Origin of the sequence: Halomonas kalidii, from assembly GCF_030010475.1 — a bacterium.
Classification (GTDB): Bacteria; Pseudomonadota; Gammaproteobacteria; order Pseudomonadales; family Halomonadaceae; genus Halomonas; species Halomonas heilongjiangensis.
Window position 1 is genome coordinate 331,386 of the sequence record NZ_JASCQN010000051.1, and the last position, 17,581, is coordinate 348,966.

17 protein-coding genes and 3 tRNA genes are annotated in these 17,581 nt (G+C 65.6%); 16 read left to right on the top strand and 4 right to left on the bottom strand.

What is annotated here, in order from left to right:
* Positions 1–22: 22 nt before the first annotated feature.
* Genes QLQ85_RS18125 through QLQ85_RS18135 form a run of 3 tightly spaced genes read left to right on the top strand, consistent with a single transcriptional unit; the run spans position 23 to position 4,837 of the window.
* Positions 23–1,945 (top strand): PrkA family serine protein kinase, encoded by a 1,923-nt coding sequence (locus QLQ85_RS18125; RefSeq protein ID WP_282722995.1) that lies wholly within the window; start codon positions 23–25, stop codon positions 1,943–1,945.
* Between the two features lie 30 nt (positions 1,946–1,975).
* The gene (locus QLQ85_RS18130) at positions 1,976–3,259 is read left to right on the top strand and encodes a YeaH/YhbH family protein (RefSeq protein WP_282740282.1); all 1,284 of its coding nucleotides are present in this window, start codon (positions 1,976–1,978) and stop codon (positions 3,257–3,259) included.
* A gap of 18 nt (positions 3,260–3,277) precedes the next feature.
* On the top strand, positions 3,278–4,837 hold the full coding sequence (locus QLQ85_RS18135; protein WP_282740283.1) for a SpoVR family protein: 1,560 nt from the start codon (positions 3,278–3,280) through the stop codon (positions 4,835–4,837).
* A 90-nt stretch (positions 4,838–4,927) separates the two neighbouring features.
* Here the strand turns inward: QLQ85_RS18135 and QLQ85_RS18140 are convergent, their stop codons facing one another.
* A complete protein-coding gene (locus QLQ85_RS18140; RefSeq protein ID WP_282722992.1) occupies positions 4,928–5,242 on the bottom strand; it encodes a high-potential iron-sulfur protein in 315 nt (104 codons plus the stop codon).
* 233 nt (positions 5,243–5,475) lie between these two features.
* On the opposite strand from QLQ85_RS18140, the gene QLQ85_RS18145 reads away from it, so the two are divergent.
* The 3 genes from QLQ85_RS18145 (at position 5,476) to QLQ85_RS18155 (ending at position 7,268) form a co-directional block, all read left to right on the top strand.
* Entirely contained in the window at positions 5,476–5,937 is a 462-nt protein-coding gene (locus tag QLQ85_RS18145; protein ID WP_282740284.1) for a methylated-DNA--[protein]-cysteine S-methyltransferase, read from the top strand.
* A 100-nt stretch (positions 5,938–6,037) separates the two neighbouring features.
* On the top strand, positions 6,038–6,313 hold the full coding sequence (locus tag QLQ85_RS18150; protein WP_102627374.1) for an Lrp/AsnC family transcriptional regulator: 276 nt from the start codon (positions 6,038–6,040) through the stop codon (positions 6,311–6,313).
* Between the two features lie 85 nt (positions 6,314–6,398).
* On the top strand, positions 6,399–7,268 hold the full coding sequence (locus tag QLQ85_RS18155) for a DNA/RNA non-specific endonuclease (RefSeq protein WP_282722990.1): 870 nt from the start codon (positions 6,399–6,401) through the stop codon (positions 7,266–7,268).
* 132 nt (positions 7,269–7,400) lie between these two features.
* On the opposite strand, the gene QLQ85_RS18160 is transcribed toward QLQ85_RS18155, so the two are convergent.
* The 3 genes from QLQ85_RS18160 to QLQ85_RS18170 form a co-directional block, all read right to left on the bottom strand.
* Positions 7,401–7,487 (bottom strand) — tRNA-Leu (locus QLQ85_RS18160).
* Between the two features lie 60 nt (positions 7,488–7,547).
* Positions 7,548–7,634: transfer RNA gene (locus QLQ85_RS18165), tRNA-Leu, on the bottom strand.
* A gap of 67 nt (positions 7,635–7,701) precedes the next feature.
* Positions 7,702–7,788: transfer RNA gene (locus tag QLQ85_RS18170), tRNA-Leu, on the bottom strand.
* A 236-nt stretch (positions 7,789–8,024) separates the two neighbouring features.
* On the opposite strand from QLQ85_RS18170, the gene rnr reads away from it, so the two are divergent.
* From rnr to QLQ85_RS18220, 10 genes are all read left to right on the top strand, one after another.
* Entirely contained in the window at positions 8,025–10,427 is a 2,403-nt protein-coding gene (rnr, locus tag QLQ85_RS18175) for a ribonuclease R (RefSeq protein ID WP_282740285.1), read from the top strand.
* Positions 10,427–11,260, top strand: coding sequence for a 23S rRNA (guanosine(2251)-2'-O)-methyltransferase RlmB (rlmB, locus tag QLQ85_RS18180; RefSeq protein ID WP_282740286.1), 834 nt, complete (start codon positions 10,427–10,429; stop codon positions 11,258–11,260). Before rnr ends, rlmB begins: the two co-directional genes overlap by 1 nt.
* 148 nt (positions 11,261–11,408) lie before the next feature.
* Positions 11,409–11,780: a 30S ribosomal protein S6 gene (gene rpsF / locus QLQ85_RS18185; RefSeq protein WP_102627370.1), complete on the top strand. Its 372-nt coding sequence runs from the start codon at positions 11,409–11,411 to the stop codon at positions 11,778–11,780.
* 33 nt (positions 11,781–11,813) lie between these two features.
* Complete coding sequence (rpsR, locus tag QLQ85_RS18190; RefSeq protein WP_016853668.1) at positions 11,814–12,041, top strand: 30S ribosomal protein S18; 228 nt, start codon at positions 11,814–11,816, stop codon at positions 12,039–12,041.
* Positions 12,042–12,052: 11 nt separating this feature from the next.
* Complete coding sequence (locus QLQ85_RS18195; RefSeq protein WP_282740287.1) at positions 12,053–12,904, top strand: YybS family protein; 852 nt, start codon at positions 12,053–12,055, stop codon at positions 12,902–12,904.
* Between the two features lie 15 nt (positions 12,905–12,919).
* On the top strand, positions 12,920–13,366 hold the full coding sequence (gene rplI, locus QLQ85_RS18200; protein ID WP_102627368.1) for a 50S ribosomal protein L9: 447 nt from the start codon (positions 12,920–12,922) through the stop codon (positions 13,364–13,366).
* A 336-nt stretch (positions 13,367–13,702) separates the two neighbouring features.
* Positions 13,703–15,196 carry a carbohydrate porin gene (locus QLQ85_RS18205; protein WP_282740288.1) on the top strand — a complete coding sequence of 498 codons (1,494 nt, stop codon included), beginning with the start codon at positions 13,703–13,705 and terminating at the stop codon, positions 15,194–15,196.
* A 173-nt stretch (positions 15,197–15,369) separates the two neighbouring features.
* Positions 15,370–16,758 carry a replicative DNA helicase gene (gene dnaB, locus QLQ85_RS18210; protein WP_282740289.1) on the top strand — a complete coding sequence of 463 codons (1,389 nt, stop codon included), beginning with the start codon at positions 15,370–15,372 and terminating at the stop codon, positions 16,756–16,758.
* A 67-nt stretch (positions 16,759–16,825) separates the two neighbouring features.
* The gene (locus tag QLQ85_RS18215) at positions 16,826–17,119 is read left to right on the top strand and encodes a hypothetical protein (RefSeq protein ID WP_282722985.1); all 294 of its coding nucleotides are present in this window, start codon (positions 16,826–16,828) and stop codon (positions 17,117–17,119) included.
* A 148-nt stretch (positions 17,120–17,267) separates the two neighbouring features.
* A complete protein-coding gene (locus QLQ85_RS18220) occupies positions 17,268–17,570 on the top strand; it encodes a DUF6482 family protein (protein WP_282740290.1) in 303 nt (100 codons plus the stop codon).
* Positions 17,571–17,581 lie beyond the last annotated feature (11 nt).

Below are 17,581 nucleotides of genomic sequence, written 5' to 3' on the forward strand. Positions count from 1 at the left end.
ACCGGGCATACAGGAGGCATCGATGAGTATCTTCGATCATGTGCAGAATCGCTTCTCTCGTGTCCAGCAGGAAGAGCTGTCCCTGCAGGAGTATCTGGAACTCTGTCGCCAGGAGCCTGTGGCCTATGCCAGTGCGGCGGAACGGATGCTGGAGGCCATCGGCGAGCCAGAGGTGATCGACACCGCCAAGGATTCGCGGCTCTCGAGGATCTTCTCCAACAAGGTGATCCGCCGCTATCCGGCGTTTTCCGAGTTCTACGGCATGGAGGAGGCCATCGAGCAGATCGTGGCCTACTTCCGCCACGCCGCCCAGGGGCTGGAGGAGCGCAAGCAGATCCTCTACCTGCTGGGGCCGGTGGGGGGCGGCAAGTCGTCGTTGGCCGAGAGGCTCAAGCTGCTGATGGAGAAGGTGCCTTTCTATGCCATCAAGGGTTCGCCGGTCTATGAGTCGCCGCTGGGACTGTTCTCGCCGGAGGAGGATGGTGAGCTGCTCGAGAAGGAGTACGGCATCCCGCCGCGCTACCTCAAGAGCGTGATGTCGCCCTGGGCGGCCAAGCGCCTCAAGGAGTACGGCGGTGACATCTCCCAGTTCCGGGTGGTGCGCCTCTACCCCTCGCGCCTCAACCAGATCGCCATCTCCAAGACCGAGCCGGGTGACGAGAACAACCAGGACATCTCCTCGCTGGTCGGCAAGGTGGACATCCGCCAGCTCGAGCTCCATTCCCAGGACGACCCGGATGCCTACAGCTTCTCCGGCGGCTTGTGCAAGGCCAACCAGGGGCTGATGGAGTTCATCGAGATGTTCAAGGCGCCGATCAAGGTGCTGCATCCGCTGCTCACCGCTACCCAGGAGGGCAACTACAACCCCACCGAGGGCATGGGGGCGATCCCCTTCGAGGGTATCGTGCTGGCCCACTCCAACGAGAGCGAGTGGCAGGCCTTCCGCAACAACCGCAACAACGAGGCCTTCCTCGACCGGGTGTACATCGTCAAGGTGCCCTACTGCCTGCGGGTCACCGAGGAGATCAACATCTACAGGAAGCTCCTCGAGCACTCCTCGCTGGCCGAGGCGCCCTGCGCGCCTGACACGCTGCGCATGCTGGCGCAGTTCTCGGTGCTGTCGAGGCTCAAGGAGCCGGAGAACTCCAGCATCTACTCCAAGATGCGCGTCTACGACGGCGAGAACCTCAAGGACACCGATCCCAAGGCCAAGTCGATCCAGGAGTACCGCGACGCCGCCGGGGTCGATGAGGGCATGGACGGCCTGTCGACGCGCTTCGCCTTCAAGATCCTCTCCAAGGTGTTCAACTTCGACAACCACGAGATCGCCGCGAACCCGGTGCACCTGCTCTACGTCCTCGAGCAGCGCCTGGAGCAGGAGCAGTTGCCCAAGGAGACCTTCGAGCGCTACCTGCGCTTCATCAAGGAGTTCCTGGCGCCGCGCTATGTGGACTTCATCGGCAAGGAGATCCAGACTGCCTACCTGGAGTCCTACTCCGAGTACGGCCAGAACATCTTCGATCGCTACGTCACCTATGCCGACTTCTGGATCCAGGATCAGGAGTACCGCGATCCCGAGACCGGCGAGTTCCTCAACCGCCAGTCCCTCAACGAGGAGTTGGAGAAGATCGAAAAGCCGGCCGGCATCTCCAATCCCAAGGACTTCCGCCACGAGGTGGTGAACTTCGTGCTGCGGGCGCGCGCCCAGAACAACGGCATGAACCCCAGCTGGCAGTCCTACGAGAAGCTCAAGGGGGTGATCGAGCAGAAGATGTTCGCCAATACCGAGGAACTGCTGCCGGTGATCTCCTTCAACGCCAAGGCCTCGACAGCGGATCAGAAGAAGCACGAGGATTTCGTGGCGCGGATGGTCGACCGCGGTTACACCGAGAAGCAGGTGCGCCTGCTCTCCGAGTGGTACCTGCGGGTGCGCAAGTCGCAATGACGAGGTGACGGCCACAAGCCGGGAGGTCACATGACCTATTTCATCGATCGCCGTGCCAATGCCAAGCACAAGAGCGCGGTCAACCGACAGCGCTTCCTCGATCGCTATCGTACCCATATCAAGCGCTCGGTGGAGGAGGCGGTGAACCGCCGCTCGATCACCGACATGGAGCGTGGCGAGAAGGTATCGATTCCCGCCCGGGACATCTCCGAGCCGGTGTTCCAGCACGGCCCGGGGGGCAAGCGCACCATCGTCACGCCCGGGAACAAGGAGTTCGTCGAGGGTGACCGGCTGCGCCGTCCCGGCGGGGGCGGTGGAGGCGGCGGCGCCGGCGAGGGGGGCGCCTCGAACCAGGGCGAGGGCATGGACGAGTTCGCCTTTACCCTCTCGCGCGAGGAGTTCCTCGACTTCGTCTTCGACGGCCTCGAACTGCCGCATCTGGAGCGCAAGTCCCTGGTGGATCTCGACGAGGTGCGGCCGGTACGGGCGGGCGTGTCACGCGATGGCGTTCCTGCGAGGATCAATATCGTGCGCTCCATGCGCGAGGCGTATGCCCGGCGCATCGCCATGCGGGCGCCCATTCGGCGTGCCCTGCGCGAAGCCCGGGAGGCGCTGGAAGAGGAGGAGTCCAAGGATCCGGTGCTGCGCAACCCGGCGCGGATCAATGAACTCAAGACCGAGATCGAGCGCCTCGAGAAGCGCCTGGAGTCGGTGCCCTTCATCGATACCTACGACCTGCGCTACAACAACCTGATCAATCAGCCGCAGCCCTCGAGCAAGGCGGTCATGTTCTGTGTGATGGACGTCTCGGGTTCCATGACCCAGGCCCACAAGGACATCGCCAAGCGTTTCTTCCTGCTGCTCTACCTGTTTCTCGAGCGCAACTACGAGAAGGTCGAGCTGGTCTTCGTGCGCCACCATACCGCCGCCAAGGAGGTCGACGAGGAGGAGTTCTTCTATTCCCGGGAGACCGGCGGCACCATCGTCTCCAGTGCCCTGACCCTGGTCGACGAGATCATTGCCAAGCGCTACCCCCCCGGGCAGTGGAACCTCTACGTGGCCCAGGCCTCGGACGGTGACAACTGGGACGACGACTCGGTCACCTGCCGTGACCTGCTGATGAAGACCCTGATGCCGCGGCTGCAGTACTTCACTTACGTGGAGATCACTCCCCACGCCCATCAGGCGTTATGGGAGGAGTACGAGAGCGTGGCCGACGAGTTCCCCGAGCGTTTCGCCATGCGGCAGATCGTCGAGGCCGGCGACATCTACCCGGTGTTCCGCGAGCTGTTTCGGCGCCGTGTCGTTCAGTGAGACGGCCAAGGAGGCACCATGACCCTGACCCGACGCAAGCCGATCGCCACCGGCTCCGACTGGAGCTTCGAGATCCTGACCGATTTCGAGCACGAGATCGCACGACTGGCCGACGAGTACCGGCTCGACACCTATCCCAACCAGATCGAGATCATCACCACCGAGCAGATGATGGATGCCTATGCCAGCGTGGGCATGCCGGTGGGCTATCACCACTGGTCGTTCGGCAAGCAGTTCCTGGCGGTTGAGCAGGCCTACCGGCGTGGCCAGATGGGGCTGGCCTACGAACTGGTGATCAATTCCGACCCCTGCATCGCCTACCTGATGGAGGAGAACACCCTGATGATGCAGGTGCTGGTGATGGCCCACGCCTGCTACGGCCACAACTCCTTCTTCAAGGGCAACTACCTGTTCCGCACCTGGACCGACGCCTCCTCGATCATCGACTACCTGGTATTCGCCCGGAAATACATCGCCGAGTGCGAGGAGCGCCACGGGGTGACCGCGGTCGAGCAGTTGCTCGATGCCTGCCATGCGCTGCAGAACTACGGGGTCGATCGCTACAAGCGTCCTTCGCCGATCTCCGCCGCCGAGGAGGCGCAGCGACAGAAGGAGCGCGAGGAGTACCTGCAGGCCCAGGTCAATACCCTGTGGCGGACCATCCCCGGACGGGAGATGCCCGAGGCGCTGGCCGGCGGTGCCGATGAGGAGGATGACCCCCTGGGGCTGCATGAGGGGGGGCGGTATCCTGCCGAGCCCCAGGAGAACCTGCTCTACTTCATCGAGAAGAATGCCCCGCTGCTGGCGCCATGGCAGCGGGAGGTGGTACGCATCGTGCGCAAGCTGGCCCAGTACTTCTATCCCCAGCGCCAGACCCAGGTGATGAACGAGGGCTGGGCGACCTTCTGGCACTACACCCTGATGAACCGGCTCTATGAAGAGGGCCTGGTGGATGAGGGGCTGATCCTGGAGTTCCTGCAGTCCCATACCGCGGTGGTCAGTCAGCCTGCCTTCGACAGCCCCTACTATGGCGGCATCAATCCCTACGCGCTGGGCTTTGCCATCTTCTCCGACCTCAAGCGACTCTGCGAGGCCCCTACCGCCGAGGATCGCGAGTGGTTCCCCGACACGGCGGGCAGTGACTGGCGCGAGACCCTGGATTTCGCCATGCGCAACTTCAAGGACGAGTCCTTCATCCAGCAGTTCCTGTCGCCCAAGGTGATTCGTGACCTCAAGCTGTTCATGGTGGTGGACGACGATCAGGAGGAGATGCTGGAGGTGGCGGCGATCCATGACGAGCGGGGCTATCGACGGATTCGCGACTCCCTGGCCACCCAGTATGCGCTCTCGGTGCGTGAACCCAACATCCAGATCTATTCGGCGGATATCCGTGGCGACCGCTCGCTGACCCTGCGCCATGTCCAGGATAGCCGCCGGCCGCTGGCCCGCAGCGTCTATCCGGTGATCCGCCACCTGCACCAGCTGTGGGGCTTTCCGGTGAAGCTTGAGTCGGTGGAGGGCGATGAAGTGGTCCGTCGCTACCAGTGGCCCTTGCCCGACGAGGCGCGTCAGGAGTAGACGCCGCCAGAATCCGGCGTCGGGAACGACGAGACCCGCGCTCCTGGCGCGGGTCTCGTCTCGGCAGGCAGGGCGGCGCCCTGCGGGGGATCAGCCCTGGGCGGTCCAGGATTGACACCAGCCGCCGGGTTCGACGCTGTTCTGCGGGAACAGTTGGCAGCCCTCGTTGTCGGCCTGGAAGAACATGCAGTTGTCGCAGGTCTCGCCCTCCTCGTAGGCCGGGTGATCGCTGGCTTCGCTGGCGTCCTCTACGTAGTTCAGGGCCTGGGCCTGATCGGAGGCGGGGTCGAGACGCGGCAGGTCCTGGGCGAAGGCGGATCTGGACAGGATTCCGGCACCCAGCGGCAGGGCGGCTATACCCAGCAGGCTGTGGCGCATGAAATCACGGCGGCTATGCTTGGCCATGGTATCTCCTTGTCATCACGGTAGAGGGTCGTCACGATCGGGCGGCTTGGCGCTGCCCGTGTCCTTGCGGGTGGTTGGCCACCTCTGTTGCGGGTATTGGTTACCCCTAGCTCCGACAGAAACTGCACGCCGGAGTTCGACTGTTCTATGGTAGGGGAGTGCCAGACGCGACGCGAACCGAGCCGGGTCAGTGCGGCACTCGGTCGCGCCACTGCCCATTCGGAGGAGCCGCCATGATCTTTACCCGCTTTGACTCCCCGCTCGGCGAGATCCTGCTGTGCGGTGATGACGACGGCCTGCACCGGCTGGTGCTGGCCGCCGAGGAGACCCCCGATCCGGCGGAGGCAGACTGCGGCGATGCCGCCCTCATGGAGGCACGCGAACAGCTGCTGGCCTATCTGGCTGGCCGGCGTCGCCACTTCAGCCTGACCCTGGCGCCGGGCGGCAGCGAGTTCCAGCGCCAGGTCTGGGCGGCGCTGCTGCGCATTCCCTACGGCGAGACCCGCACCTACGGCGACCTGGCCCGACGACTCGGTCGCGAGGGGGCGGCGCGCGCCATCGGGGCGGCCAGTGGCGCCAACCCGCTGCCACTGCTGATCCCGTGTCACCGGGTGGTGGCCGCCGACGGGCTCGGTGGCTATAGCGGCGGGCCGGCCCTCAAGCGCCGGTTGCTGACCCTGGAGGGGGTGGCGTGAGAGGGTGGGTGCTGCCCGCTGTGCCGCCCTGCTATACTCGCGCCAGTTCCGGCGGCGTCCCGGTCGTCGGGAAAGCCATTCTTGAGCAGGGGAGTGCCCGATGCAGAATGCCGTGATTCTGATCAACACCGAGAAGGGGCAGGTCAAGTCGGTGGCCGAGCGGCTGGCCGATGTCGAGGGGATCAGCGAGGTCTATTCCACCTGTGGCCGCTATGACCTGGTGGCGATCGCCCGTACCCGTGATTTCGAGAGCCTCGCCGAGCTGGTCACCGAGCGCCTCAATGCCGTCGAGGGGATCCGCGATACCGAGACCCTCAATGCCATGCAGGTGCACTCGCGCCACGATCTGGAGACCATGTTCTCGCTGGGCTGGTAGTCTCCGTTGTCATGCACTCCCGCTCCCCGGTGTGATGTCGGGGCGCGCGCCCGACGCTCACCGACTGGATGCGACACGCTCAAGGATGACTCGCCGCCGAATTCCCGTTCGTTCCCGCTGGCGCCGCCAGGTGCGTCGCTTTGGCATCAGCCTGCTGTTCGTGGTGGTCGGCAGCGGCCTCTGGTATGCCCAGGAGCGTGACTACCGCGACCGGCTCAGTTGGATGGGGGTGCCGAGCTGGGAGACTCCCTCGCCATTGACCCTGCATCGCGTGCTGCGCAACGAGGGCTTCCTGGTCGGCTGGTCCGACGTGCGGGTCAACCCGCTGTGGGTCAGCTATCTGCTGCATGCGGTGGAGGAACCGCGGGCCGGATCGCGTCCCGACTTCCGGGGCGACTGGCGCGCCCTCTGGCCCATCACCACCGACAGCTATTTCGGCAGCGGCTACGATCGAGGCCACCTGGCGCCGAACTATGCCATCGCCGTGGTGCATGGCCGCGAGGCGCAGCGTGACACCTTCTACATGAGCAACATGTCGCCCCAGCGCCCGGACCTCAACCGTCGCCTGTGGCAACGCCTCGAGGAGGTGGTGATCGATCACTTCGTGCCGCGCTTCGGGGTGGTGCAGGTGATCACCGGGCCGGTGTTTCCCGAGCGCTTTCTCGACAACGTCTTCAACCGGGCGGGGCTGGTGGAGATTCCCGAGGCCTTCTACAAGATCATCGTGGTGCCGGCCGAGTCGCCCAGGGCGCTGGCCTTCATCATGCCCCAGGAGGTGGGCGGCAATGAGCCGCTCGACGACTATCTGGTGAGTATCGACGAGGTGGAGGCGCGCACCGGGCTGAACTTCTTTCCCCGTTTGTCCGAAGAGGCCGCCGACGCACTGGAGGGCGAGGTGGTGACCGAGGGGTGGGGGCTCGACGAGGTGGCGAGGTTGCCGGGCAGGTTCCAGTGAGTGTCTGCCGGCAAGCGCCCGGGGAGCGGGCACAAAAAAACCGCGATCGGGTCGCGGTTCTCTTCGTTGCATCTCATGGCATCCGCTAGGGATGCGACTTCGCTGCTCTGCACGACGCGGGCACTGAAGAAGTGGTGCCCAGGAGAGGACTTGAACCTCCACATCCGTAAGGATACTAGCACCTGAAGCTAGCGCGTCTACCAATTCCGCCACCTGGGCGCATCATGCATCACGTCGTGTTCGCGGCCATCACTGTACGCCTATCGGCGCATCGGGTGATGGTGCCCAGGAGAGGACTTGAACCTCCACGTCCGTAAGGACACTAGCACCTGAAGCTAGCGCGTCTACCAATTCCGCCACCTGGGCGAACACGAGCGTCTCGAGCTGACAAAGAGCCTGGGAGCGAACTCCCGGATACCCCGCAGGGTATCGATGGTGCCCAGAAGAGGACTTGAACCTCCACGTCCGTAAGGACACTAGCACCTGAAGCTAGCGCGTCTACCAATTCCGCCATCTGGGCAGGCGAGGCGTATGGTACCGGATTTCTCGGCCAATGCAATAGCGCCAGGACCGCCGCCGACGAAATACAGGCAGCCGGGACGGGCGCGAATGTGCGGCCGAGGTTGGGTCGTGTCGCCGGCGGCGCTATACTGCGGCCATGACAATAGACCTCAATCGCAAGACCTCATGCCCGCGGCGCTTCTCCAGCGCCTTCTCGAGGACGCTGCTCCCGATGCTGTCAAGGATGCCTTCTGCATGACCCACTGGACGCTCAGCGACGACCCCCACGCCAGCCGCGAGGCCCACAAGTACGACAACCCCGCCCCCAGCCGCCAGTATCTGCTCGCCCGGCTGGAGGAGTACGGCAAGCCGATCACCCACGAGAACATGAGCCGCCTGCTGGGCCTCGACGACGAGGACCTTCAGGAGGCGGTGCGACGGCGGCTGGCGGCGATGGAGCGCGACGGCCAGGTGCTGCGTAACCGCCGAGGGGCCTACGCGCTGATCGACAAGCTCGACCTGGTCAAGGGCAAGGTGCTGGGGCACCGCGACGGCTTCGGCTTCCTGCTGCGCGAGGACGGCAAGAAGCCCGACCTGGTGCTGCCGCCCCGGCAGATGCGACGGGTCTTCCACGGTGACTACGTGCTGGCGCGCATCAGTGGACGTGACCGCCGTGGTCGCGACGAGGCGACCATCGCCGAGGTGCTCTCGCACAACACCCAGACCATCGTCGGCGTCTATCGAGAGAACACCCCGGAGTTCGGGGTGCTGATTCCCGAGAACCCGCGCATCACCCAGGAGGTGATCATCCCCCACAGCGCCTGCGGCGGGGCGAAGGACGGCCAGGTGATCTCGGCGAAGATCGTCCAGCAGCCCGAGACCCGGGTGCAGCCGGTGGGCGAGGTGGTCGAGGTGCTCGGCGAGCGCATGGATCCGGGGATGGAGATCGATATCGCCATCCGCAGCTACGAGATTCCCGCGGAGTTCCCGCCGGAGGTCCATGACCAGATCGCCAGCATGTCCGCCGAGGTCGCCGAGGGCGACAAGCAGCACCGCATCGACCTGCGCGATGTCCCGCTGGTGACCATCGACGACGAGACCGCCAAGGACTTCGACGATGCCGTCTGCGCCTGGAAGACCAAGTCGGGCAGCTGGAAGCTGCTGGTGGCCATTGCCGACGTCTCCCATTATGTGCGCCCCGGCAGCGCTCTCGACCAGGAGGCGATCACCCGCGGCAACTCGGTCTACTTCCCGGGACAGGTGGTGCCGATGCTGCCGGAGCTGCTCTCCAACGGGCTCTGTTCGCTCAATCCCGACGTCGATCGCCTGGCGCTGGTCTGCGAGATGAACATCTCCCAGACCGGCACCATCAGCCGCTACCGTTTCTACGAGGGGGTGTTCCGCTCCCAGGCGCGGCTGACCTACAACAAGGTCGCCGCCATCCTCGACGATGACGGCGAAGCGGGGGCGGCCCTGCGCGAGGAGTATCGCGAACTGGTGCCGTCACTGCAGAACCTGCATGCCCTCTACCGGCTGCTGCGCGAGGCGCGTGTCGCACGCGGTGCCATCGACTTCGAGACCACCGAGACGGCGATCGTCTTCAACGACGAGCGCAAGATCGAGAAGATCGTGCCGCGCTCGCGCAACGACGCCCACAAGATCATCGAGGAGTGCATGCTGGCGGCCAACGTGGCCACCGCCCGCTTCCTCGACAAGCACGACCTGCCGGCGCTCTATCGCATCCACGAGCGCCCCTCGCCGGAGCGCCTCGACAAGCTGCGGCTGTTTCTCGCCGAGCTGGGGCTGTCGGTGGGCGGGGGCGACGAGCCGACGCCGCAGGACTACCAGGCGCTGGCCGAGACCATCAAGGGGCGCCCGGATGCCGACATCATCCAGACGGTGATGCTGCGTTCCATGAGCCAGGCGGTCTATTCGCCCCACAACGAGGGGCACTTCGGCCTGGCCTATCCGGCCTACGCCCACTTCACCTCGCCGATCCGTCGCTACCCGGACCTGCTGGTGCACCGGGCGATCCGTTCGGTGATCCGCGGCCCGCGCCAGACCAATACGGTGCTGCGAGCCGAGGGTGCCAAGGTCGAGCCGCCCAGCAAGTGGTGCCCCTACACCTTCGAGCAGATGCTCGAACTCGGCGAACACAGCTCGATGACTGAGCGGCGCGCCGACGACGCCACCCGCGACGTCGAGGACTGGCTCAAGTGCGAGTTCATGTCCGACAAGCTGGGTGAGGTCTACGATGGCACCATCGCCTCGGTGACTCAGTTCGGCATCTTCGTGCGCCTCGACGAGGTCTACGTCGAGGGACTGGTCCACGTCACCTCGCTGCCCTCCGACTATTATCACTACGAGGCCGAGAAGCACCGCCTCAAGGGCGAGCGCAGCGGCATGAGCTACCGGCTCGGCGATGGCGTCACCGTGCAGGTCGCGCGGGTCGACATGAACGATCGCAAGATCGACTTCGAGCTGGCCGACGACAAGCCGCGTCCGAAGCGTCAGCCCCGCAAGCGGCGTGCTGCCGGTGAGGGCGCGGCCGCCGACGCCCGGTCACCCGCCGGGAATGGCAAGCCCGATGACCAGGGGGGCAAAGGCGGCCAGCGTCGCCGCGGGGCACGCAAGCCCAAGCCTCGTACGCGCGGCTGATGGCAACGGGACGCAAGGGGCGCCATCGCGACGTGAAGAAGGGATCCCATCGCTCCCCCGGGGCTCCCGGGGGGCTCGAGGCCGTGTTCGGCGTGCATGCGGTGCGCGCGCTGCTCGACCGCGGCGAGCGGCCGCGCGAGCTCTGGGTACAGGAGGGCGATGCCGGCCAGCGCCTGGCCGAGCTGGTCGAGGCGGCGCGCCAGGGAGGCACACGCATCCAGGCGCGTCCCCGCGACGAGCTCGATCGCCTGGCCCAGGGGGCTGCCCACCAGGGGGTCGTCGCCTTCGCCGCGCCGCTCGCCGCCGAGGGTGAGGCCTCGCTGTGGCTGCGTCTCGAGGCCTGGCCCGATGCCACGCCGCCGCTGCTGCTGGTCCTCGACGGGATCACCGACGTGCACAACTTCGGCGCCTGTCTGCGCAGCGCCGATGCCGCCGGGGCGCACGGTGTCATCGTGCCCAAGGACAAGGCCGCCCCGCTCAATGCCACGGTGCGCAAGGTCGCCTGCGGGGCCGCCGAGGGCGTTCCCGTCTACCAGGTCACCAACCTGGCACGGACCCTGGCGAGACTGAAGGAGCTCGGCGTCTGGGTCACCGGTACCGCTGGCGAGGCCGAGGCGAGCCTGTACGAGGCCGACTTCGCCGGCCCCGTGGCCCTGGTGATGGGGGCCGAGGGCAAGGGCATGCGCCGCCTGACCCGTGAGGCCTGCGACACCCTGGTCAAGCTGCCCATGGCCGGCAGTGTCTCGAGCCTCAACGTCTCGGTCGCCACCGGGATCTGTCTGTTCGAGGCGGTGCGTCAGCGCCGGCTTGCATCCCGCGCCACTCCTCACTAGAATGCTTGCGCCCGTTCGTCTGCCGAGCGGGCGTCGGCTTTTTTGAGCCAAGACACCCTGTGGTCGAGAACCTTCGACAACCACTCCTTGCTTCCCATGAGCGACCGAGGTCCTCGATGAGGAAGCTGTCAAACCGCAAGGAGATCCCATGCGTCACTACGAGATCGTGTTCATGGTCCATCCGGACCAGAGCGAGCAGGTACCGGCGATGGTCGAGCGCTACACCAGCCTCGTCACCGAGAACGGCGGTACCGTGCATCGCCTCGAGGATTGGGGCCGCCGCCACCTGGCCTACCCGATCAACAAGATCCACAAGGCTCACTACGTGCTGATGAACGTCGAGTGCCGCGGCGAGACCCTCGACGAGATCGAGAACATCTTCCGCTTCAACGATGCCATCATTCGCAGCCTGGTGGTGCGTTGCAAGGAAGCTGTCACCGAGGCTTCGCCGATGATGAAGCCGGCGGAAGAGAAGCGTGCCCGTCGCGACGAAAAGCCGCGCAGCGCCGAAACCGCCTGAGCCCACCCATCGCACGTTTGAAGGAGTCTTTCCATGGCACGCTTTTTCCGTCGTCGCAAGTTCTGCCGCTTCACCGCTGAAGGCGTGAAGCAGATCGATTACAAGGACCTGGACACGCTCAAGGCCTATATCACCGAGACCGGCAAGATCGTTCCCAGCCGCATCACCGGTACCAAGGCCCGTTATCAGCGCCAGCTGTCCACCGCCATCAAGCGGGCTCGCTACCTGGCGCTGCTGCCCTACACCGACAGCCACCAGTAAGAACGGACGTGATGCTGCCGATCGCCCGCTGGATGATGCGGGGCACGCCCCACGCCGTCGGCGGGGCCGCCGTTGCGTCACTCATCCCCTGGCTGTTCTGGCTGGGGGCCGCGATCGCGGCGCTGGTGACCCTGCGCCGCGGCCTGTCGCCGGCGCTGCCGGTGATCATCGCCGCGGCGCTCCCGGCAGGCTGGTGGTGGACCCAGGGCGATGCCATCCCGCTGGCCAGTATCCTGCTGGTCACCTTGATGGCGGTGGTACTGCGGTCGCGCATGCGCTGGAGCGAGGCATTGATCGCCGGCGCCCTGGTCGGGGCGGCGATGATCCAGCTGGGGGTCTTCCTGCCGCCCGGCGGGGCCGGTCCCATGCTGGAGCAACTGCGCCATGGGTCGGCCGAGGTCGACGGCATGCTCCGCGAGCTCGCTGCTCAGGGCTTGGATACCGAGCAACTGGCAGCGCTGCTGATCAGCGGAGTCACCGGCATGATCGTGCTGCTCGCCGCCGTGGCCTGCCTGGCGCTGGCGCGCGGCTGGCAGGCCGGGCTCTACAACCCCGGTGGCTTTCGCGGGGAGTTCCATGCCCTGCGCCTGGCACCCCGCGAGCTCGCTCTGCTGGTGGCGCTCGGGGTGGTGGGCATGGTGCTGGGGATCCCGGCGTTGGGGCTGCTCTCCTGGGTGCCACTGCTGGTGTCGGGCATCGCGCTGGTTCACGGTTTCATCGGATTGAAGGGAATGAACGGGCTGTGGCTGGTAGCCTTCTATGTGCTGCTGATCACTACCTGGCCCATGATTCTCATCGTGCTGCTGCTGGCCTTCATCGACTCGCTCGCGGACTTCCGCGCACGACTGGCCAGAAGCGACTGACAAGAGGTTAACGAGATGGAAGTCATTCTGCTCGACAAGATTGGCAAGCTGGGCGGCCTGGGTGACAAGGTCACCGTCAAGCCCGGTTATGGTCGTAACTACCTGGTGCCCTACGGCCTGGCCGTGCCGGCGACCAAGGACAATGTGCAGGCCTTCGAGGCCCAGCGCAGCGAGCTCGAGGCCCAGGCCGCCGAGCGCAAGGCCGTCGCCGAAGCCCGCGCCGCTCAGCTGAGCGAGATCGAGCTGTCGCTGGTGGCCAAGGCCGGTGACGAGGGCAAGCTGTTCGGCTCCATCGGGCCGCGTGATCTGGCCGAGGCCATTGCCTCCGCCGGCATCGACGTCGCCAAGAGCGAAGTCCGCATGCCGGAAGGCCCGATCCGCCAGACCGGCGAGTACGACATCGACCTGCACCTGCACGCCGAAGTCGACGCCACCGTGCGCGTGGTGGTCGTGGCCGAGTAAAGCCCGTCCTGGCACCGGAGGCACCCGAAGGGGCGCGAGGGAATCTTCCTCGCGCCCCTTTTCCGTTGGCGGGAGGCCGGCCTCGGGGAGGGGGAGAGCCCGGCCGTGCGCCGAGCGCTTAGACATTGGTAGTAATATTACGGTTTTCTTTTTGCAACAGTGGGCTTAAACGATTAAGTTCTCGCCATGGCCTGTCCTCGGTCGCGAGGCGACGGGTCGATCGAGAGGGTGGCGGGGCCCTCGGTCTGTCGGCTGACTTAAACGATACAGATCGGGCCTTCCGCCACTTTCCCTGCGAAAACAACCATAAAAGGACTCGCTCCGATGAAGACTGCCATGCTCAGATCTCCCCTCGTTGCCGCCGTCGCCGTGGCCAGTTTCGCCATGACCGGCCTCGCCGGCGCCGACACTCACTCCGGCCTCGAGCAGCGCCTGGCCGAGCTGGAGGCGCGGATCGCCGCTGCCGAGCGGCGCGCCGACGACGCCGAGCAGCGGGCGGAACTGGCCGAGGCCCAGGCCGAGGGACGTCTTGCCGCGGAAGAGGTCGAGGAGCGTCTCGCCAAGGTCGAGCGCCAGGCCAGTGGCGAGGAGGGCTTCTCCTTCAACGCCTACGCCCGCTCCGGCCTGCTGATCGGCGAGGACGGCAAGAGCGCGGAGGGCGGCCCCTACCTGACGCCGGCGGGCTCCCAGGGGGGCGCGGTGGGCCGGCTGGGCAACGAACCGGATACCTACGCCGAGGCCATCCTCAACTATCGCCAGACCTACGACAATGGCGCCAAGGCGCACTATCGCACCATGCTGGCCGACGGTACCACCACCAGCAACGACTGGAACGACGATTCCAATCTCAACGTGCGTCAGGTCTATGCCGAGTTCAGCGACCTGCCGAGCTTTACCGGCGTCTTCGAGAACGCCTCGATCTGGGCCGGCAAGCGCTTCGACCGCGACAACTTCGACATCCACTGGCTCGACAGCGACTTCATCTTCCTGGCCGGTACCGGTGCCGGTATCTACGACATGCAGCTGGCCGACAACTGGAAGTCCAACCTCTCGCTCTATGGTCGCAGCTTCAGCGACTTCCCCGTGACACGCGAGTCGCCGGGGGATGACAGCGGCGACACCGACAACCTGATCCTGACCTCCAACAACTACTTCGGCAACTGGCAGTGGATGGTCAGCGGCATGTCCGCCGCCGACAACGAGGAACGCCTGCTCGACAGCGGCGATACCGCGGCCGACAGCGGTTTCCACACCATGGTGGCCTACCATGGCGACAGCTTCTTCGGCCTCGGCGAGGGCAACTTCAAGGCCGCGGTGATCCATGGCCAGGGCCTGGGCGGCGAGACCAAGGGCATCGGCTCCAATGGCTCGCTCACCGAGGACGCTACCTCCACCCGGGTCGGCCTCTACGGCACCACCTACCTCGCGCCGAGCTGGCGCGTGGCGCCGGCGATCCTCGCCGAGACCAGCGAGGACCGCTTCGTCGAGGGCGACCAGTACGACTGGGCGACCCTCAACGTGCGCCTGGCCAACGAGCTGACCGAGAACTTCGAGATGCAGTACGAGGCCAGCTACCAGTGGATGGACCTCGATCCCCAGGGCTTCGGCGGCAACAACGCCGTGGAGGGCGACTACACCAAGTTCACCATCGCCCCGACCTTCAAGCCCGAGGTGGGCGGTTTCTGGAAGCGCCCGGAGGTCCGCCTCTTCGCCTCCTGGAGCGACTGGGACGACGAGCTCAACGACTACAGCGACGGTGACGCCTTCGGCAGCGACGGCTTCACCGGCAGCCAGTGGACCTTCGGCGTCCAGACCGAAGTCTGGTTCTGACGCCCCTGGCCCGGCGTCTGCCGGGCCATGCCCGCTGTTTCGATCCTTGCCCGCGCCCGGTCTCGAGCGCGGGTTTTTGCCGCTCCGTGAGTGCTTGCCGTTCGGGGAGTGTAGGGTGGTGCCGGCCCTTCGGGTAGAATGTCCCGGCCCGTTCCCCTGAAGGTTGCCATGTCATGAACGACACCCTCGAGCTCGATCAGGAAACCGCCGCCCTCAAGGTGCCCCCGCACTCGCTGGAGGCCGAACAGTCGGTGCTCGGCGGCCTGATGCTCGACAATCAGGCCTGGGACAGCATTGCCGACCGGCTCGTGGCGGACGACTTCTATCGCTACGAGCACCGCCTGATCTTCAACGTCATGATCGGCCTGTCCGAGGGGGCACGTCCGATGGACGTGGTGACCCTCTCCGAGGCCCTCGAGGGGCGCGACCAGCTCGACACCGTGGGTGGGCTGGCCTATCTGGCCGAACTGGCCCGCAACACTCCCTCGGCGAGCAACATCCGCGCCTATGCCGATATCGTTCGCGAGCGCGCGACCCTGCGCAAGCTGATCCGCGCCGCCAGCCAGATCGCCGACGGTGCCTTCAGCCCCCAGGGCCGGCCCGCCGACGAGCTGGTCGACGAAGCCGAGCGGCTGGTGTTCCAGATCAGCGAGGAGCGCCCCAAGTCGGGCGGCCCCATCGGCATGAGCGAGCTGCTGGCCAAGGCGGTGGACCGTATCGACGAGCTGTTCAACATGCAGGGCGAGATGACCGGGCTGTCCACCGGCTTCCGCGATCTGGACGAGATGACCTCGGGGCTGCAGCCCTCGGACCTGGTGATCATCGCCGGGCGCCCCTCCATGGGCAAGACCACCTTCGCGATGAATCTGGTGGAGCATGCCGTGATCGCCAGCGAGAAGCCGGTGATGGTGTTCTCCATGGAGATGCCCGCCGAGTCGCTGATGCTGCGGATGCTCTCGTCACTCGGGCGCATCGACCAGACCCGGGTGCGTACCGGCCAGCTCGAGGACGAGGACTGGCCACGGCTCACCTCGGCGGTGAACCTGCTCAAGGACAAGCAGCTGTTCATCGACGACACTGCGGCACTCTCGCCCAACGAGATGCGTTCGCGGCTGCGCCGGGTGGTGCGTGAGCATGGCAACATGTCGCTGGTCATGATCGACTACCTGCAGCTGATGCAGATCCCCGGCTTCTCCGAGAACCGCACCGGCGAGATCTCGGAGATCTCGCGCTCTCTCAAGGGGTTGGCCAAGGAGTTCGGCTGTCCGGTGATCGCGCTCTCCCAGCTCAACCGCTCGCTGGAGCAGCGGCCCAACAAGCGCCCGGTGATGTCGGACCTGCGGGAATCGGGCGCCATCGAGCAGGACGCCGACATCATCGCCTTCGTCTATCGTGACGAGGTCTACAATCCGGACAACCCCGACAACCAGGGGCTGGCCGAGCTGATCATCGGCAAGCAGCGTAACGGCCCCATCGGGGCCGTGCACATGGCCTTCATCGGCAAGTACACGCGCTTCGAGGACCTGGCACCGGACAGCTACGGCGGGGGCTTCGGCGAGTAGGTGGACCTTGAGTCCGGCCTCCGGCCCCGTATAATGCCGACCCCTCGACCACAGTGAAGGAGGCAGCATGGCAGGCGGATTCCGACGCGGCAATCGCCGTCGTACCCCGAAACTCGAAGCCCGCGGCGAGCTCCAGGCAATGGAGCGGGAAGGCCCCTTCAAGGAGTGGCTGGGCATGCCCGATCTCTACCGTTACCAGCTCACGGTGGACGGCGAGAGCTACAGCTACCAGACCGAGGACGCCGAACTGCCGGTGCAGGTCGGCGACCGGGTGGTGTTCCGCTACAAGGAGACCAAGGCCGGCAAGTGGGTCGACCGCAACTCCCTGGGCAAGGCCATCGACCCCTCCGAGTACCGATGAGTCTGGAACCTGACGGGGCGGTCAGGGTCATATTACGGTAACGTCGGGTACACGACACCGTCATCGGGCGCAGCCATGCTGTGCCCAATTTGTATCCGTCATCCGCAATGCGACGCCTGAACACGTCGCCAGTGAGTTGGAGGGAACCATGGAATTCAATGACCTCAAGGCCTTCGTGGCGCACCACGACAATTTCGAGATCCGCGTGATCGGCCACACCGGCAGCCATGTCTATCAGGTGGAGCTGGAAGACGTGGAGGGTACTCGCCACATGTTGACCCGCGCCGGCAAGCCGGTGCTGTTCCGCACCCTCGAGGATGTCTATCTGGAGCTCAACCGTGCCGGCATTCACCGTGCCTATCTGGTGCAGCATGTGCCCCATGACGAGGTGATCGGCCGTGAAGCCCACTACCGGGATCCCCTCACCGCGCGCATGCCCCTGGTGTTCTGACCCTCGCTCCT

Bases quoted from the DNA above. Each gene is read 5' to 3' on its own strand.
- QLQ85_RS18125 (WP_282722995.1), top strand. From the start codon at position 23: ATGAGTATCTTCGATCATGTGCAGAATCGCTTCTCTCGTGTCCAGCAG.
- QLQ85_RS18130 (WP_282740282.1), top strand. From the start codon at position 1,976: ATGACCTATTTCATCGATCGCCGTGCCAATGCCAAGCACAAGAGCGCG.
- QLQ85_RS18135 (WP_282740283.1), top strand. From the start codon at position 3,278: ATGACCCTGACCCGACGCAAGCCGATCGCCACCGGCTCCGACTGGAGC.
- QLQ85_RS18140 (WP_282722992.1), bottom strand. From the start codon at position 5,242: ATGGCCAAGCATAGCCGCCGTGATTTCATGCGCCACAGCCTGCTGGGT.
- QLQ85_RS18145 (WP_282740284.1), top strand. From the start codon at position 5,476: ATGATCTTTACCCGCTTTGACTCCCCGCTCGGCGAGATCCTGCTGTGC.
- QLQ85_RS18150 (WP_102627374.1), top strand. From the start codon at position 6,038: ATGCAGAATGCCGTGATTCTGATCAACACCGAGAAGGGGCAGGTCAAG.
- QLQ85_RS18155 (WP_282722990.1), top strand. From the start codon at position 6,399: ATGACTCGCCGCCGAATTCCCGTTCGTTCCCGCTGGCGCCGCCAGGTG.
- rnr (WP_282740285.1), top strand. From the start codon at position 8,025: ATGACCCACTGGACGCTCAGCGACGACCCCCACGCCAGCCGCGAGGCC.
- rlmB (WP_282740286.1), top strand. From the start codon at position 10,427: ATGGCAACGGGACGCAAGGGGCGCCATCGCGACGTGAAGAAGGGATCC.
- rpsF (WP_102627370.1), top strand. From the start codon at position 11,409: ATGCGTCACTACGAGATCGTGTTCATGGTCCATCCGGACCAGAGCGAG.
- rpsR (WP_016853668.1), top strand. From the start codon at position 11,814: ATGGCACGCTTTTTCCGTCGTCGCAAGTTCTGCCGCTTCACCGCTGAA.
- QLQ85_RS18195 (WP_282740287.1), top strand. From the start codon at position 12,053: ATGCTGCCGATCGCCCGCTGGATGATGCGGGGCACGCCCCACGCCGTC.
- rplI (WP_102627368.1), top strand. From the start codon at position 12,920: ATGGAAGTCATTCTGCTCGACAAGATTGGCAAGCTGGGCGGCCTGGGT.
- QLQ85_RS18205 (WP_282740288.1), top strand. From the start codon at position 13,703: ATGCTCAGATCTCCCCTCGTTGCCGCCGTCGCCGTGGCCAGTTTCGCC.
- dnaB (WP_282740289.1), top strand. From the start codon at position 15,370: ATGAACGACACCCTCGAGCTCGATCAGGAAACCGCCGCCCTCAAGGTG.
- QLQ85_RS18215 (WP_282722985.1), top strand. From the start codon at position 16,826: ATGGCAGGCGGATTCCGACGCGGCAATCGCCGTCGTACCCCGAAACTC.
- QLQ85_RS18220 (WP_282740290.1), top strand. From the start codon at position 17,268: ATGGAATTCAATGACCTCAAGGCCTTCGTGGCGCACCACGACAATTTC.